The sequence below is a fragment of the Pseudomonas sp. DSV-1 genome (assembly GCF_035830915.1).
Taxonomy (GTDB): domain Bacteria; phylum Pseudomonadota; class Gammaproteobacteria; order Pseudomonadales; family Pseudomonadaceae; genus Aquipseudomonas.
Genome location: NZ_JAYMYG010000002.1, coordinates 26,749 through 42,666 on the forward strand (window position 1 = coordinate 26,749; position 15,918 = coordinate 42,666).

The window sequence follows — 15,918 nt, forward strand, 5'->3', positions numbered from 1 at the left end:
GGCGCGACTATGACGACCAGGACAATTAAAAGCACTCAGTTAGCAAGGAACCGTAAGCAGTGACTGCCAAGCTCAGTAAGCAGATTCAAAGGGTTCTGATAAAGCTGGGCAAGGCCGGGGCGGATAAAACACCACGCCCTGCCAATGAATAAAATCCGCTGCACCTAACTTCCCGCCCTTGCGGGATATGCCAGTAGCAGACTGGCGATTTTCGTGTCCGCATAAAGGAATGGAAAGATGATTTTCAGAGCGTTTGTTGATACCCCAAGGTCTGGCTGGCATAACTCAGCGTCCCAATGTGTTGTCTTCGTTGAAGGGTCCAATAAACAGCAAGCCGCCGAAAACTTGCGTCTGTTGCTCGCCTGTCTGTGGCAAGTAGAGGCAGACAGCATTGACTGGGAGAATCTGCAATCTGAGGACGACCTGATTTCTAATCCTCTCGCTGCGGAAGTAGACGCCGATCACAGATTGTTTGTGTCGGGTTGGCACAAAAAGCCACTTTTCGAAAACGGTGAACGAACCGTTGGGAGCCCTGTATTTCTGCTGTCGACGCAGTTGGATCGTGTGATGAAGGCGTACCTCACATTGCCTCGCGAGCATGGCTAGGGAAGACCGTATGACTCCGCAAAGTTATGTTCGAGCAACAATTCGCCATGTCGAGAACTTCGAGCCCTGCGATGACCCCGCTGACTTCTACAACGGACCGGAATTCGACAGCTTCACTGTGACAGTGGATCACGGTCCAACCGATGCCTTTTTGTCATGGTTTCACCACACAAACGAGTACGGGCTTTGCCGTATTGGCGGCACAACCGATTTTATAGACTTCGGTTCTTCCGCTTCGCTGGTCCAAGACAAGTTGATCGAACTTACCTTCGATCAATTTTTCCCTCTCTGGCTGGAGCACGCGGCAAACCTTGCGAAAGCCGACATAGCAGAGATTGCAAATACCGCCCTCGCGGGAATCTAGCAGCAAAGGGAAATCCCGCCGTACACCACCCCCTTTGATTGAGGCTACGAGCAGCACAGCGTCATCACTGATGGTGCGGGCAATCGAGTTAGTCACCTGCACTGAAGATCTCGGCGCAGGCCTGACAAAGCACCAGGTCATATCCCTGCTCAGACGGTGATCAGCTCACTATAGAGATTGATCCTGAGTGATCACCTGCTTACCAGTTGCATCATCACTGTCGCCAACAATGCTGTAACCAGCGATGGGCCATAGGGGCACGGCGCTGACTTGCCTCGTAGGAAGTAATACACGCCGCCTACCAGGACACCAAGGGGGGCTCCGATCATGAAAAAGTTAAGCAACTGTTCGAGACCAACCCACGCCCCTGCCACTGCACACAGCTTGGCATCCCCCTGCCCTACTGGAAGCCACCTGAGGGATGCGTAGCCAGCTGCTGCGCCCAAGATATGCCATTGGAGCTGATCAGGCGCTGTGAGGGCGTAGAAGAGGATTCCAGCCCACAGCAAGGGCATGGTGATGAGATCTGGGATGTACATCGTCTCGAAGTCAATTACAGCGATGATGATGAGCGCGAAGAACAAGACCAAATAAACCACAGTCTCAAATGAAAGCCCGAGGCTAACAAACAGCAGAGCACCAACGAATGCACAGAGGACCTCGATGATGAGAAACCTGAGGCTCTTGAGGTCGCGCAACTGATTCTTAAACTCTACCGAAGGACTGGGCTCATAGGGCAACTCCAAAAACTCGTGTGCATCGATCCGCCATTGGCGCTGCAGTGACAGTGGGAGCCACTTACTGACCGAGGCAACAATGGCCCCCGCCAGAACACCAACGACCATACCAATGCCCACAAGGCCAAAAACCGTCATAAAAGATTGACCACTCAGAGGTGACACTATCGGAAAGGGGGCAGCGCGCAACTGGGCAGCATATGCCTAAGGTTGCTGGGCTAGAGCAGCATTAACCTTCTCTGCATAGATTTTCTGGTTCTTAGGCGTTGGGGAGTTGTACGCCCCCACTGCCCGCCAGGTTAGGCCATGCGTTTTGATCGAGTGGGCCAAGATCCAGGCACCGACGTAAGCAGAAGTACAGGCGTCAAGTAGGTCGCTCTTCTTGATTCCGTATTTTGAAAGCGTGGGTAACCACCAATCATTGATTTGCATGAGCCCGGTATCACTTGAGCCATTCTTGTTCGTGGCTTCAGCTCGGGGGTTCATGCCTGACTCAACCTTGGCAATGGCTCTTAGCAAGTTGAGATCAACACGGTGATGAGCAGCGGCCTTGGCTATGCAGGAATCAACCTCGCCTTGGCTGGCGGCAAAAACCGAGCCGCTCGACAGCGTCATTAGAAGTAAAACCAGTCGTATCATTACCCTAATCCAATCCACTTGGTTGCTGAACGGAACCTGATTACAGGTAGCGACACCCTTGCAGAACCAAGGCTCTAGCATTTGCGGAGGCAGGGGTAATAACTACTCGCGAAGAAACGATGGAGACCCCTTGGGCGACACGGATGGAGCTGCCCGGACTGGATGTCGTTGTCCCGTTGAATGAACCGCTCACAGAAACTTGGCCTGCACTGCTGACATTACCTGTACCCGTGATACCACCCGTGAGCACGCCAGTGACCGCGATGTCGGCGCCCGTCATTGTCACATCTGTATTTTGGAGCGAGGCAAAAGCGAAAGGCTGCATGTTAGGTGCGCAGACTGGAGGGGTAACAGCTTCGCCATTAGCGAGTGATTTGGACGAAAGAAGCGTGTGACTGTTGAGTTCGTACCAACGCCCCCCGGAGCAAGACACTAATGATCCGCGAGTACTTGTGCCATATGCGCCTTCAGTTGCACATATTTGACCAACCACCGAGTTCGTAGGCAGCAACAAACCCTCGCCAGCAGAAACCTGCTTGCTGACTGTTAAACCGTCCTTCAGAACGATATGCCGTGTATCGCCCTGACGAACGAACTGGCTGAACAACGAGTCGTTGAGCGTTGCGAGAACAGCTACGTGGCCAGGACTATTTGCAGGCAATCCCAAGCTCGCAGTGGTCACATTGAAAAGGGGCCCGCGCATCGTTGCAGCAAGCATGGAATTTGTGGCGCCATACCCATCGGTAGCACCGAAGGCAGCTCCTACCATGTTGATGTCGAAATCTGACCCTGCAGGTGGGGCCGGACAGGTCGCATTGTTGACTACGCCGGTTGGCTTGAATGAGTTCATTGGCCAGCACGTGTAGACATAGGCCGCCAGTGAGCATGAGTCACCAGGACACACCCCAGTACGCTTGATGGTCACGTGAACTGATCGCCCAACTGGTGGCGTATCAGGAAATGAGTCGGCGAGAAGGGTCGCAGTTTTGAGATCCTTCACCGAAATGGTGGTGGAACCACCTGAAAAAACTGCCCACGCTGGTGGTGTCGGGTAGACACCAGGAGGGGCTGCGGTCGTATCGACCTGAGTAAATGCGGCGTCATATGTCGAGAGAGCTTTAATCACGGCTGTTCGAACGGAGATGAGGTACCTCCCCGTCGACTCAGCTGCTGCATCATTGACGAACGAGACATACTTCTGAGCGCCCAAGCTGGCAATGAAAGTCATAATTAAAATCCCGATCATGACTTGGATCAGCACGAATCCGCGTTGACCTTTATTCATCTGCGGGCGCTTCAGCATTGAGTATGTCAAGTCCGTCATTCCCTGCTCTTAGGCGCGGTTGATCGTAAAGAGGAAGGTGTTCTCATCGCCGTCTACGCAGCTCATAGCCGCAGTACCCGCGATGTATGCCAGGGTCAGGACGTTGTTAGCACCTGTCGTTTTGACTGCCTTGCCGTTGATGGAAATGGAATCAACGGTGCGTTGCAGGGAAGCAGCCAGACCAGGGCAAGCTGCATCACTGACTTTTGCGAAGGTCAAAGAGAACGTCGCGCCAGTTGTAGCCAACAGCACGGTACCGGCGTCACCACCACCGAGACCGTGACGTACTACTGTTTCACCGCTGCCTTGGCCAGCAACATCACCCACCTGCAGACTGGTACCCTTTACAGCACGGGCAAAAGTGATTTGGCTCAGGCCGGTGTAAGGAGTTGTACCGTTGTCGGCAGTACTTACTTTGGTGCGGGAAATAAAGGTCTGAACTGCTTCAGCAACCGAGGGAATGGCGCCCTCTACCAACATAGCCTTGATCTTAGGGAAGCCCCATACAGACAAGATGGTGACGATCATGATGCCGATGCCGATTGACAGCAGGTAGTTACCTTTTTGTTTTTTTGCTTTGTTAAAAGTTTTCATGCTCAGTACAACTCCATTTTTAGTGATTAGCTTTTTTCAGTTTTTAAATCAAGACAGGAACATCTGCAGAGCCCGTCTTAAATCGTCAATGACAGTCATGTGCCACATCATTAGATAGCCCGATACCAGAATCGCTGAAATCATAAGACTCCATGCAAGAATCGCGGCCTGCTTTGTAATCCTTTTCAGGACTCGATCTTTCAATCGTTCTTTTACAACCTGAAGCGCTTCACTAAGACCACGCGACTCAACAAGATCTGCAATGTACCACTGCATCTTTTGATCCATGATTCCAGTAGTGAAGATCTCTGGCCCAACTCTGCCGCGTGAAACATACGAGAGAATTTGATCCAGGTGATATTTCTTCCAACGTGAAGCTCCTTTCAATTGCATTTCAATTGCGAGCTTCAGGTTGAGAGCTGTTTTGTCGCCTTCGCGTACCAACGCGGCAAGCGTTGACAAAAAACGGATGTTTTGAAAATCCCTGTAAAGAGCCCAGAAAATTCCATACTTATCTAAGTAAAGCCTAGGCTTACCTGTCACGAAAGAGAGTGACCACATAATTACGGCAACTACTGCCACTGTGACCATCACTATCATTGATGTCGAGCTTTTCACAAACTCTGCAAATCCGACCAAGTCCTTTGCATTTTTTGGATAAAATTCGTATGGAAGCATGGAAAAAGCTTCAGTGATTTTTGGCACTGTATAAATGGGCATCGCAATGACTGTAATCATTGTCATGCCCAAGCACACAAGAGAGGCAAGCATAGTCACGAAAATGATCATTCGTGCTTTCGAGAGCAGCTCACTATTTTCTGCCAGATCTCGAAGTGCGTTCTCCAAGGCCCGCTCACCACCACTGCGCAGCAAAGTATCAAGTACAGCTACGTCTTCATCGGGCAATGTACCTGCGAAGGTTTTCTGAAGACTTCCGCCTCCATCAGTATATTGCTTCGACCAGTGCTGGGAAAGCTTACCGCGAGCACTTTTCCCGTAACGGACTACATCACTGTCAAAAATGTTGACCAGTGACTTTCTACCCAAGGTTCCAGCAATTGTATCAGCTAGGTAAAGGTAATAATCGCTTCGATTGCCCGCGAAAATAAACGCCGCAATTTTTGCGTCAATAGTCATCCCAGAGTTTGTATGGGAACCAATCCAGCTTGATAGCGTTGACTTCCAACGATCAATCTTAGCGGTTAAATTCATTACTGGGCACTACCCTTTTTCTTAATGCGCTCAAACGTATCGAACGACATAGTTTTTTGCTCAATATCACGAGGGTCCAGTTGGCCCTGCAATGCTTTATATAGAGCACAGTCCATCAACGACTTATTGGTCATATCAGGATCACTGATAGGGGTTTTTGGTAATTGCTCACAATACTCTTGTAGGCCTAGCGTATCGCTTTCACGGATGTATCGCAGGATTGCTCGATCCACTTGAGGCTCAAGCATTGCGGCCACTGCTGTACGCCCTTGATAGCCGTTGAGCTGGGGCAAATCAGTGCGAGCACATTTGGTACAGCCATCATCGGACTTAATTTTCAGTTTTGTCGTGTCAATGTCAAACAAACGCTCAAGCCGTTCGATGTATTCATGCCAGTACTTCGCGTCATGATAAATACCGCGACGATCATAGCCGCCAGCCTTGGCAAGACTCGACAGAGGTTGGGCGCAACCTTCACACAAAACAGGAAGCAGCGCTTGGTAAACGAGGAGATTCAAAATACCAGGTGATGCAAGAAAATCGACCGGTATCCCAATTGCCTTTGATGCAAGACGCTCAGGGATTTGAACATTCGATTTTGCGTGTAACGTGCAATAAAGGTTAGTACCCGAACCTGTAATATCTACCAGGGCATCACCAGTTTGCGTATCACGGATCTCTCCAAGCAAAATATCATTGCCCGCAGAACGCTTGAATGTTTTCAGCTTAGACGTAAAGGCGTGATCATCATTTCCGTCTAGTGATCGGACAACGGTGCACTGCAGTGCAGGTGGGATCAGATACTCAACCGGATCTTCCAGGGTCAAGATTTTTCTTGACGGTGGGATCATCGAAAGCAATTCAGCTAGGGTTGTCGACTTACCAGAGTTAACTACCCCTGCTATTACAATTGCCCCACCCTCTGCTGTTTGTGCACGCAGAAACATCTCAATCTGAGTAGGCAGAAAGCCTTGCGATTCAAGTGATCTACGCTCGGTCAGTTGATCCATCTTGAGCAACCGCAGTGTAACTGAAACCCCTCGATCAGTTGCCAAGGCTGCCCAGCGGCACATGATGTTTTGGCTACCGATTTTCAGGTTCAATCGGCATTGCCCTTCAGTAGTATTCGCGAAGACTGCTGCGCCACCCCCAGCACCACTCTGCCATGCAACGTTAAGCAATTCTTCCAAGCGTTCTGTTTGCATTTTCCATTGCTGTGGCGCTGTGTACTGTCCATCTATAGTGAAGTGCACTTGCGAGTATGGTTGACCTTGAGAGACGTTCATATGAACGTCAGAGGCACCATTGTTTATCCCGTAACGAACAATATCAACAAAAGCAGAAAAATGACCCGATTTATCGTTTTCAGCTGAAACCTCAATGAAGTTGTTAGCCTCACCTTGACTCAAAGACAACAGCAAGTATGGAGACACAGTGACTATCTGAAGTGTCTCTTTATTTGCTCCAGCTGTAATGCACTTTTCCTGCACTGCATTGAGCATGTCACTATTTTTATAATCTGATAATGTCAAAACTGCCCAATGCCCTTCAGTAGTTTGGACTGGGCAAACTTTACTGGCAAAGTGATCACCAACTATATCAGCGCGGCGCTTTGAAATAGTCGATCCCAACTGAACAGTCAACTCAGAAAGAGAATTATAGACAACGCTCTTGTCATCATTGACGCCAGGAGCTGAAACAAATTTCAGCTCTGGTGAAGCCTGCTTGCCAATCATGCTGACGAAAGACGTGCTAGACATAATCGCTCCTACAAGCCTGATTTGTTCAAACAAACGCTGCGAAGCGTCTTTGTAGCATCAGTTATTTTAACGCAGGGCGTTTCAATACCGACTAACCGATATGGATAGTCAGAGTTCATACCCAATGGCGCGGCATGGCCTCGTTTGAACCGCACTTTGGCACCATTGATCATTACGTCTGCCAAAAGGTTATTTCCCAAACCAAAGATTCCTACCACATCCATCTGGACTGGAACTACAACAGGTACAGGTTCTGCTTCAGTTTCACTTTTTTGCTGTTGCTGAATGTCTGATTGATTTAACGAGGTAGCAGAAGGCCCCCCAAGACGAGCGTTGATCTCATCCAGCATTTTTTGCTCGGCCACAACTGCGCGATTCGCATCAATCAATAGCATGCCGTTGACAGTATTTTCCATAACGGCATTGAATCGTTGAATTTCTTGGCCGTCGTTGGCACTCACGGAAAAGGAAGCCGAAACTCCAAATACCAAAGTGAAGAGTTTCCATTTACTAACGGACATAGAATTCACCTGTTAATTCGGCAGTAAACATACTGCTTCTCAACGTAGGAGCCGAGCCCAGGCCCTCTACGACAAAACGCATATTTTTTAAAGCGGTCTCATTGATTAGCGGAAGAACCACAAAAGATCTCAACGGCCCGACCACCTTGAAGGTTTGTGTTTTTGGCAACTCAATCCCACCGGAATTGTCTTCCGGGTATGGCACTGGAACCATATTCGAACCTTGTTCAGTCTTCACGAACACCTGAGGCTGTGTGATATTCACTAAGCTTGGAGGTGATAGTTCAACATTGCTAAAAGCTGGCAATGTTCTCTGTAACCGGCTTATGTATTGGACACTGAAATCTGACACATCTTTTAGATGAGCCCTGTCAAACTCAATCCGGCTTACAGGAACCGTCCATTCTCCCACTGCATTCGTCAGACCGTCCCATTTGGCAACCCAACTATTAGGTTTACCCATTTGGAAACCCATGTTGCTTGTATTTACCGAAGCCTCATACCGGGCATTACAACTCCACCCGCTAATCACTGCAGCGCAATTGACTTCGGCAAGCTTCCACCCATTTATTGTCATAGGTGTTTGACCAAGCTCATTGAAGATTTTTTTTAATCCGGCTTCTCCATCGATCTGGATAGAGGCTGCCCATTGATCAAGAACAATTTTCCATTCAGCATGTGCATCGAAGGTTTGCTCGTTCTCTAATGCACGAGCTTGGTTTCGCTTGTACTTCTTATATTGGTCGAAAGAAGTATCAGCGATGAGCAGACAAACCAAAATTGCCAACCCGACTTTTAAACCAGTCGGGACTTTCTGAAGTCCAGAACGCACTGGAGCTAAAAGTGACTTTGAGTTCAGGTATTGTTGGGTTTCAAAATCGCCAGAAATTACAACGGCTTGTTTGTGACGGCCCTTAATTTCAGTCACCAGCGCGACTGAATCTTCAAGCGATAGTAAAACATCTGTGTCGCTGAGGATTACGCCATCATGTGCAGCAACAACCCAAACACGACCGTCTTCCATGTCAAGGGTGGTGACAATGATTCCGCTTTGATGAGCCTGTGCGAAAACCGCTGCCGCCGAGTAGAACTTACGCCCTTTCTCTTTAACCCTTTCACTGTCTAGCTTCGTCGTACCAACAGCAGCAGAATGCTTACCAGCTGCTACAAAGTGAGTAGCTTTTGTAGAAACAGCGAGTTTTTCAGACTGTCCAGCTAGATTCGAACCGATCAACGGTTTCCAGGTGATACCACCAAAAACAATTGACGTTTGTTTGTCGACATCAAGAATAAATTGGGCAGTCATCTTTTACTTCTCTCTTACCAATGCGGTAAGAACAAAGACGGTTACACGATCAGTTTGATTCGCGATGTCTGATCCCCCGAATAGAAGCGGAGCATTTCGATCAGTTCTGCGCTCGTCGTAATTTGCAAGGTTTGCCGTCGATGCGCTGATGACGTATGGCTGCCCACTGCGGAGTATTGCTGAACGAACCAGGACGTCACTCACGGAGCTTGGCGATTGAACATAGCTACCATCCGGCAGTACTTGCTTTTCAAATACTGGGGTTGGCGTGTTGTCATATTTGATGGCCATGTTGATGTCGCCATCAGAGTACGCGTAGGGAATCACAGTGATGATTCGACCAGATACCTCTTCAGCTTGGGTGACGGTTACCGTTGGCTGCGTTGCATCTGAACTGCTGGCCGTTTGCTCAAGCTTGTCGATGTACTTCTGACGCTGTGGGCGACCGGAGGTGGCTGGGAGCCCGTTGATTGCACCAAAGGTATTCATCTTCTGGTCAACGATCTTGCCGAGCTTGCTCAGGGCCTGCATGCTGACTGAGGACCCTTTCCACTGGCCTGACCCAACAGATGCGCCGAGAGATAAAGCCGCACCCTCTTGCTCCAGCAAAGAGTTCAGACCGTTGATGTCTACTCCATTGCCAGCACCAGCACTTCCAAAGAGAACATTCCAGTTCAGCGAACCTTGGGCGCTTGTTTTGCGCTCGACAGTGATCTCCTCGAAAACCAAGTCAATACGTCGCGAGCGCATCTTGTTTTCTTGATTGATGAACTTCTCGATCTGGTCCAGCGAAGACTTGATGTCGGTGACAATCATCAGCCCACCAGAACCAGCAGCAACCTTGCCGGACCGCGTCATGAACTGAGTCACACGAGCGATCATGCCTTCAATAGGGCCTTCTTTTTGCCCAGCTACATCGATGCTGGCTCTGGACTTGCTGTTGAGCCCACTGCTTCCTGCGTTATCTACGCCACCACTGAGATCGATGGACATTTCTGAGCTTGCGGCCATCTCGGCCCCGCGGATTTCAAACATCCGGGTTTCGGTGCGATAAAAGACAATCGCCGACAAGTCGGAGTCGTATTTCCAATACACACCCAAACGCATTGCGATTGCGTCGAGAGTCGTGGCCAAAGGCACGCTGCCAACCTGAGCAACCTGTTTGGTTTGATTGGCCTTAACGTGTGAGGTTTGATACTGGGGGGTAATCGGAGCTTGGTATGCGCCCGCACCAGGTAGTGGTGAGTCGAGAGCAATAATGCTGGTACTGGCAGTCATGGGTGCGCTCATACCCATGGGCCCACCTTGAGCGTTTTGCTTGCCGTCTAACCGAGGCCCAAAGTCCTCCAGCGGCAGTAATGCATCCGGCATTACCTTGACCAGAATCCCCGTTGCATCGGTGATGCGCGAAGCAATGGTGATCAGGTCAGCATCTTCTCGGTACATCATTGTGGCGTTAACAGTGCCACGTAATGGTGCCGGCAATGTCACAGCACGTGACAACGGAATAGCTTTACCTGTGATGTACGGGCGATTTACATCCTGCGCTGCCCGTTTTGCATCCAGGGTTACCGAACTCATGTTGCGGGCAACGTGATCCTTTGTTGAGTTGCCAACATCGGCCTCAAGCCCATCAATACGATCTTTGTCTTTGTAGGTCGAGCAACCAGATGCCAATGCAACAGACAGAGCCAGCACAGCGGGTATGAAATTGAATTTTTTCACAGGGGCATCCATTCAGCGGGCACTCATCTGGTCGCAGACTTGGTTAATCGGCACAACTCGTACAACGCGGTTTAGGTAGAAGCACGGCTGTAGCGGCGTATCCCCTAACTCAGTCGTTGCGATCAACTGGCGTACAGCCGTTTTAAAGTCACCTGAAAAGGTGGCACCAGCGGTCAGTGGTATATCTACAGGCACAGCCCAATGCTCAGGTTCAAATGTCCAGTTGGCTGTGTTGGTCCATGACTTAAGCGCGTCACGAATCGTTTTGTCCTTAGAGGACACAATCCAAGTCGCTATGGGCGGTGCGGCTGGTTTTGATGGTGCAGCAGCAGTGGCAGCAAAAGCTTTTGCACCACCTACTTGGACGAGCTTAGGTGTGCTCGCAGGAGCCATGACGGCTACACCCCCCAACACCTTTTCATTAGCGGGTGTTGTAGTGGATGAGCCAACGGCAAAGGAATTTGGCTTTGACTGACCGGTTGCAGTGCTAGCGATAGACGGAGTCGCTTTAACAGGCTCAGGTACAACGCGCATCAGACTGGCCGTCATGGCCATGCTTTTGCGGCCTTTAGTGATCATGATGGTGCGGTCATACCAATCAATATGAAAATGTAGCTCGTAGCGATCCCCTACTTGCTTCAACACTTCTGGCCAGGTCCTGCCACCAGAAAAGCTAATCTGCTCGGGCAAGACTTTTCTGTCCAAATCCTTTGACTTATAAACTTGCCAGCCGCTTGGCAGAATCATGCTCATAGCGCTATCAAAGGGAATGCCGTCACCGAAACCGGGAACCATCCCAGGCTCGCCCGAACCACGCTGTGAAACAGGGGTGTATGCCAGATCTACAAGCAATTCGGCGTCTTTGTAACGGGCCTGCTTAGGCTCAGTACCGCCACTCGGTGCTACGAATGTCGCTTTGCCTTGCGCGTCATAAGGCTGGAATTTGCCCATCTGCCCGCGCTCGGTGCCAACAATGCTTGAGTCTTCAATAAAGAAAGCCCCGGAAGCTGTCGAAGAAAATGCGGCTGCCGCCATTAGTGCTATGGCGATATGACTGAGCTTCACAGTTGCGCTCCTTGTTCAACTTCAAATTCTTTGCGGGCTTTCATTACTGCTCCAACCTCTTGTTGAAATACGTCATTAGTGAGCACCCCGTTTGCGCCTCTTTGGCGAAACAGGCTGTGCTGCTCGATTGCATTGGGCGCTCACCCACTACGTGTTCATGTTGTTGTCACTCACCAGCCCATGGCGGCATCAGCTGACAGACTGGTGAGGTCGTTCAGGTTGGGTTGGCACACGAAAGTGAATAGGAGTGACAACAAGCCGCTACTGCCATAACGCCTGACCAAGTTGATTTCGGGTCAGACTCTCACGCCAGAAAGCCAGATATAATAATACTCTACAGAGTAAGTCAATGTGTCAAAAATTTCAGGCACCACCTCTTGCAAGCGTTCTGCAGGGCAATGGCACGGAAGGTGTGCCCCAGGAAACGACAAGCTCTCGCGTGCTCCGCTGGCGCACCGTACGCGTTTTAACAGGGGCTCATACGGGCTTTCGGACCAGTATCTACGAGGGTTGATCCATAAATGTGGCCTTGAAGCCCTAGACCGGCATGCTTTTCACCAGCATGGCTCGGAGCCAAAAGTTATTTGGAAATCGAAGAAAGCTACAAACGAAGCATCAACAACGGGTGCATTTTGTGTAACAGAATCGAATCAATCATCTTAGATATTTTCAGCGTCGTGTAAGATTACTATACGTAGTCAGTAGATCACCGAGTCCAGTCGGCCATGGGCTGCATCACAAGGTCAGTACCAAATGAGTATTTCTTCGCTTTCCCCATCTCAAAAATGCCTTGAGGCCCGCAGCCTCCTTTTTCGGGCAGAGTTTTTCCGCAAGCACTCTTCCTTGTTTAAGGACATCACACCGCTCGATTTAGATCGTTTGCAGTACGAGGCAGAGAACCTTGCTGGGGAGGCAGGTTTCGATGCTGCTCTTGTTGGATCAACAAGCCGGGTCCCGGATTGCATAGAGTCACTGCAGGTACTTAGAAGCGCGTTCATTGCTGAGTTCACGCAAGTCAGAGACCACCTGACTTTTGAGGCTTTAAACGACAATTCTGATGCTGCTGCCAGGCTGAGCCCTTCAGCTCTGGCCAAAAAATGATGCGACTGATCGATCCCCTTGGCAGGGGATGAGCGGGAAAACCAAACAAGACTCACTGCCTAAGCCTCTTGCCGCAGAACTGGCATCTACACTGCCCCCCCCCTCCTCCGCTCATTACATACACCTTTGATCCAAGCTATTGCGGCCATGCAACCGGCTTTTCCGCCTAGTAAATGCATTGCAAATATAATGAACCATTACTACTATCATGCGGCGATAGCCCACCAGGGCAACACTTTGATTTATTACCCGCACACTGATGCGTCCAGCTTCATAGAGGGCGCTACTACTGATTCATTTTGGGGAAGCTCATGCCTGTGATCAGGAGTGCGTGTTTGACCGTAGCCAGTAAATGGCTGCCACCAGCACCAATCGAGTTTCAAGGCCTGCTTCAGGCCATAGGCAAAAGGCTCGGGGTTGAACTCTCCGCTCAAGATGTCGCGGGGCTGCTCGGGCTTGGTCCTAATGGGGAAGACATGGTCGCCGACTGGAATGATGGCCGAGCAAACATTCCCTATTCGTGCTGGGCCGTCCTGTGCGAGATGGCGGGGCTAGGTCTCATCTGGCGGGTGGGCGACAAGCCAACCATCTTCAATTTCAACTAAGGGATGTACAGCATGGACTGCACTTCAATAACCAGCACTGCCCCCAAGACCACCTGCAAGATCCTCGACTCTTCTGGACGTAACGCTGACCAGGTGCGTTTGGCTGCCAACCATCAAGAGCTTCGCTTATACATCGACACGAATTTCCAACCCGCTGACGCGATTAAACCGAGCACTATCTTCACGCCAGATTTCTACATCCGGGATTTAAGTAAGAACCTTGACGAGCGGATCAAGCAGTTGGGCGTGCTAATTGGCTCAATTCAGAAAAGCCATGCAGCCTCATACGCTCTCTATGAGAAGTGCCGTACTGGCGCCCTGGACAGCATTAACGACCTCGATTTGATGTACTTCGGCGGCGCCGACCCTGTTAAGGCAGTCCGCGCAGTGCTGGATATAAAGCGAAACCACATCGCTCACGAAAAAGCCGCGTTGATGCAACTCCCTGCCATTCTTGATGGGCACATTCGCGAACGTGCGGCCGCTGGCCACCAGCTAATGATGTTCTGAGGACATAGTAACGACCCAACCCTTCGAAGCCCTCAATAGGCGCACAGTCGGTCAGACCTCTTGGAGGCGCGGTGTTGGCCCGAGTGGGATGCCACACCGCTGACACAAAGCTCATTATTACTCTAGCGAGTAATATTTATCCCTTAAATGGGATAATTTCATTGTGAAATATACCTTAAAAGGATAATCTGTCCCTACTGAATTCAAAACTGGGGACAGGGAATGACCACGCGCAATTTCTCAGCTAAAAGCACCCGCATCTGCGGTCACACAGAGATGACCAGCTTCACTTACGGCTCTACGGCGTCTCGCACCTCTGAGCGTTTGTACTTCGCAAACACTCTGTGCATGGCATGCACGAAGAAGCTCACTGAGCTTGCCTCGCCAGAAGCAAAAGGTTTCTTTGAGCTGGACCTGCCCAAGTTGGTTGGCGTGGGTAAAAGCCCCTCCTACGCCAACATATTCCGCATCAAGGCGCTGCGCAGCATAGGTCCAGTTATGGACAAGCTGAACAAGTCAGATGAGCCCTACGCGAAAGTGGCACTTGCGGTCTACGTAATGCTTTTCAAGATCACTGAGGCATCGTTCTGGATTGCAGGAAAGGAGTCTGCTTATGAGCGTTCGTGGCTAACGTTTGAGGTTGCTGCGCTCATGCGAAGAGGGCTTACGGCATCCGTTCGGACAGAAAGGTCCGCACTTGAATACTGGCTTTCCCGCGATCTGTCAGTGATCGACATTGCACGCCAATCGCTTGATGCGTTGGAGTACCAGACCGAGCAATCAAGACCAGCTCCCGCCCTGAGCTTGAAGTGTGGTGACGACAACAGCCTGCACATCTAGATCGTATTTATCTCACTGAACGCTAGCCCTGTTCGCCAGGCCGCACACCAGCTCAAGGAAAATGAACCATGATTCTCAAGAATGAACGCAGCAAAGATGAAGAGGATGTAGGTGTTCTGCTTCAGGCCATTTTCAGTTACGCAAAAGCCAATTCAGAGCAGCTGGATCGCAGTCTTGATGAAGCGGGTTACGGCAAGCTGCTGGCGCTGGCAAATCAAGCGGCGAACGAGGTCGCATTGCTTCACTCCGATGAGGGTGACTTGTGGGATGGCGTCGTTTGGTACGAGCGAATGGCTGCTGTTGGCGATGAGAGTCTTGCTGCTGGGCTGTTTGCGAACGACGACCCGGATGTAACAGCCCTCGTGGTGAAGTGGCTTCTTTCGTTCTGCTGGATTGAATTTTCTCATGATGGACAGCGGTGGTCGTTCGATGCTGATGAGCTGGCTCAATGGGATGTGGACGATGAGACATTCCACTTCCATTCGTTCCACGGGATTACAGAGCCCACCATGGAGTCGATGCTTAATGTCATCAATCGGAAGCAGGTATGACGCTAGCCGAACAAGGCATATCTGAGTAACCGAATCCGAGCGAAAGCCCAGTTAATGAAGTGCGCATTCACAGGTACACTACAAGCCCAGCCGTCATACGCTGGGCTTTCCCTATGTGAAGAGAAGAGACACGACTATGCAATCACCAAATCCCGCTCACGATGACTGGACCCCCGAATCCGCTGGTGACTACGAAGATCGTAAAGCTGAAGGGGGTGACTGGGAGTTTTTGGACGACGACCAAATTGTTCTCGTTCAGATCAAGGAGTTTCATGAGGAAGCCCTCGCAGAAAGTTACCGCGAAGATCGTGAGCTAGAGGAAGCAAAAAACTCCGACTGAGGAAGTACCGCCCAGTTGAACTGCAAGGTCGTGGAAATACAGGTACCCAAAGGAGCCCGCAATTGCGGGCTTTTTTTTGGTCGTAGCATTTTAATATTTGGCTGGGGAAGCTGTACCA

At 50.3% G+C, this 15,918-nt stretch carries 18 protein-coding genes; 8 read left to right on the plus strand and 10 right to left on the minus strand.

All coding sequences use genetic code 11. The features are described 5' to 3' along the window. The first annotated feature begins 237 nt into the window (after window positions 1-237). Together VSQ83_RS24610 and VSQ83_RS24615 are read left to right on the plus strand one after the other, a co-directional pair. Entirely contained in the window at window positions 238-606 is a 369-nt protein-coding gene (locus VSQ83_RS24610) for a hypothetical protein (protein ID WP_169872970.1), read from the plus strand. Between the two features lie 10 nt (window positions 607-616). Further along, window positions 617-970, plus strand: a complete 354-nt coding sequence (locus tag VSQ83_RS24615) for a hypothetical protein (protein WP_169872971.1) — start codon at window positions 617-619, stop codon at window positions 968-970. A 191-nt stretch (window positions 971-1,161) separates the two neighbouring features. Here VSQ83_RS24615 and VSQ83_RS24620 read toward each other — a convergent pair whose 3' ends face one another. From VSQ83_RS24620 to VSQ83_RS24665, 10 genes are all read right to left on the minus strand, one after another. Next, the gene (locus tag VSQ83_RS24620) at window positions 1,162-1,845 is read right to left on the minus strand and encodes a prepilin peptidase (protein WP_169872972.1); all 684 of its coding nucleotides are present in this window, start codon (window positions 1,843-1,845) and stop codon (window positions 1,162-1,164) included. A 66-nt stretch (window positions 1,846-1,911) separates the two neighbouring features. Then, window positions 1,912-2,346 carry a lytic transglycosylase domain-containing protein gene (locus VSQ83_RS24625; protein ID WP_262384474.1) on the minus strand — a complete coding sequence of 145 codons (435 nt, stop codon included), beginning with the start codon at window positions 2,344-2,346 and terminating at the stop codon, window positions 1,912-1,914. 40 nt (window positions 2,347-2,386) lie between these two features. Beyond that, complete coding sequence (locus tag VSQ83_RS24630) at window positions 2,387-3,670, minus strand: pilus assembly FimT family protein (RefSeq protein WP_169872973.1); 1,284 nt, start codon at window positions 3,668-3,670, stop codon at window positions 2,387-2,389. A 9-nt stretch (window positions 3,671-3,679) separates the two neighbouring features. Then, a complete protein-coding gene (locus tag VSQ83_RS24635) occupies window positions 3,680-4,264 on the minus strand; it encodes a type 4 pilus major pilin (protein ID WP_169872974.1) in 585 nt (194 codons plus the stop codon). Window positions 4,265-4,312: 48 nt separating this feature from the next. Continuing rightward, window positions 4,313-5,476 carry a hypothetical protein gene (locus VSQ83_RS24640; protein WP_169872975.1) on the minus strand — a complete coding sequence of 388 codons (1,164 nt, stop codon included), beginning with the start codon at window positions 5,474-5,476 and terminating at the stop codon, window positions 4,313-4,315. Beyond that, window positions 5,476-7,236 (minus strand): ATPase, T2SS/T4P/T4SS family, encoded by a 1,761-nt coding sequence (locus VSQ83_RS24645; RefSeq protein WP_169872976.1) that lies wholly within the window; start codon window positions 7,234-7,236, stop codon window positions 5,476-5,478. The genes VSQ83_RS24640 and VSQ83_RS24645 overlap by 1 nt, the downstream gene beginning before the upstream one ends. An 8-nt stretch (window positions 7,237-7,244) precedes the next feature. Continuing rightward, the gene (locus VSQ83_RS24650; protein WP_169872977.1) at window positions 7,245-7,757 is read right to left on the minus strand and encodes a hypothetical protein; all 513 of its coding nucleotides are present in this window, start codon (window positions 7,755-7,757) and stop codon (window positions 7,245-7,247) included. Then, window positions 7,747-9,063 carry a type 4b pilus protein PilO2 gene (pilO2, locus tag VSQ83_RS24655; RefSeq protein ID WP_169872978.1) on the minus strand — a complete coding sequence of 439 codons (1,317 nt, stop codon included), beginning with the start codon at window positions 9,061-9,063 and terminating at the stop codon, window positions 7,747-7,749. Before pilO2 ends, VSQ83_RS24650 begins: the two co-directional genes overlap by 11 nt. Window positions 9,064-9,066: 3 nt before the next feature. Beyond that, window positions 9,067-10,788: a hypothetical protein gene (locus VSQ83_RS24660; protein WP_169872979.1), complete on the minus strand. Its 1,722-nt coding sequence runs from the start codon at window positions 10,786-10,788 to the stop codon at window positions 9,067-9,069. Window positions 10,789-10,800: 12 nt separating this feature from the next. Beyond that, on the minus strand, window positions 10,801-11,853 hold the full coding sequence (locus tag VSQ83_RS24665) for a toxin co-regulated pilus biosynthesis Q family protein (RefSeq protein ID WP_222933298.1): 1,053 nt from the start codon (window positions 11,851-11,853) through the stop codon (window positions 10,801-10,803). A gap of 753 nt (window positions 11,854-12,606) precedes the next feature. Between VSQ83_RS24665 and VSQ83_RS24670 the strand changes: the two genes are divergently transcribed. The 6 genes from VSQ83_RS24670 to VSQ83_RS24695 all read left to right on the plus strand — a co-directional run bounded on the left by VSQ83_RS24670 (window position 12,607) and on the right by VSQ83_RS24695 (window position 15,800). After that, complete coding sequence (locus VSQ83_RS24670; RefSeq protein WP_169872980.1) at window positions 12,607-12,954, plus strand: hypothetical protein; 348 nt, start codon at window positions 12,607-12,609, stop codon at window positions 12,952-12,954. Between the two features lie 335 nt (window positions 12,955-13,289). After that, window positions 13,290-13,559 carry a hypothetical protein gene (locus VSQ83_RS24675; protein WP_169872981.1) on the plus strand — a complete coding sequence of 90 codons (270 nt, stop codon included), beginning with the start codon at window positions 13,290-13,292 and terminating at the stop codon, window positions 13,557-13,559. A gap of 12 nt (window positions 13,560-13,571) precedes the next feature. Next, window positions 13,572-14,069, plus strand: coding sequence for a hypothetical protein (locus tag VSQ83_RS24680; RefSeq protein WP_169872982.1), 498 nt, complete (start codon window positions 13,572-13,574; stop codon window positions 14,067-14,069). Between the two features lie 222 nt (window positions 14,070-14,291). Next, window positions 14,292-14,909 carry a hypothetical protein gene (locus VSQ83_RS24685; RefSeq protein WP_326427778.1) on the plus strand — a complete coding sequence of 206 codons (618 nt, stop codon included), beginning with the start codon at window positions 14,292-14,294 and terminating at the stop codon, window positions 14,907-14,909. 68 nt (window positions 14,910-14,977) lie between these two features. After that, a complete protein-coding gene (locus tag VSQ83_RS24690; RefSeq protein ID WP_326427780.1) occupies window positions 14,978-15,460 on the plus strand; it encodes a hypothetical protein in 483 nt (160 codons plus the stop codon). A 136-nt stretch (window positions 15,461-15,596) separates the two neighbouring features. After that, window positions 15,597-15,800, plus strand: coding sequence for a hypothetical protein (locus tag VSQ83_RS24695; RefSeq protein WP_169872985.1), 204 nt, complete (start codon window positions 15,597-15,599; stop codon window positions 15,798-15,800). The last annotated feature ends 118 nt before the right edge of the window (window positions 15,801-15,918 follow it).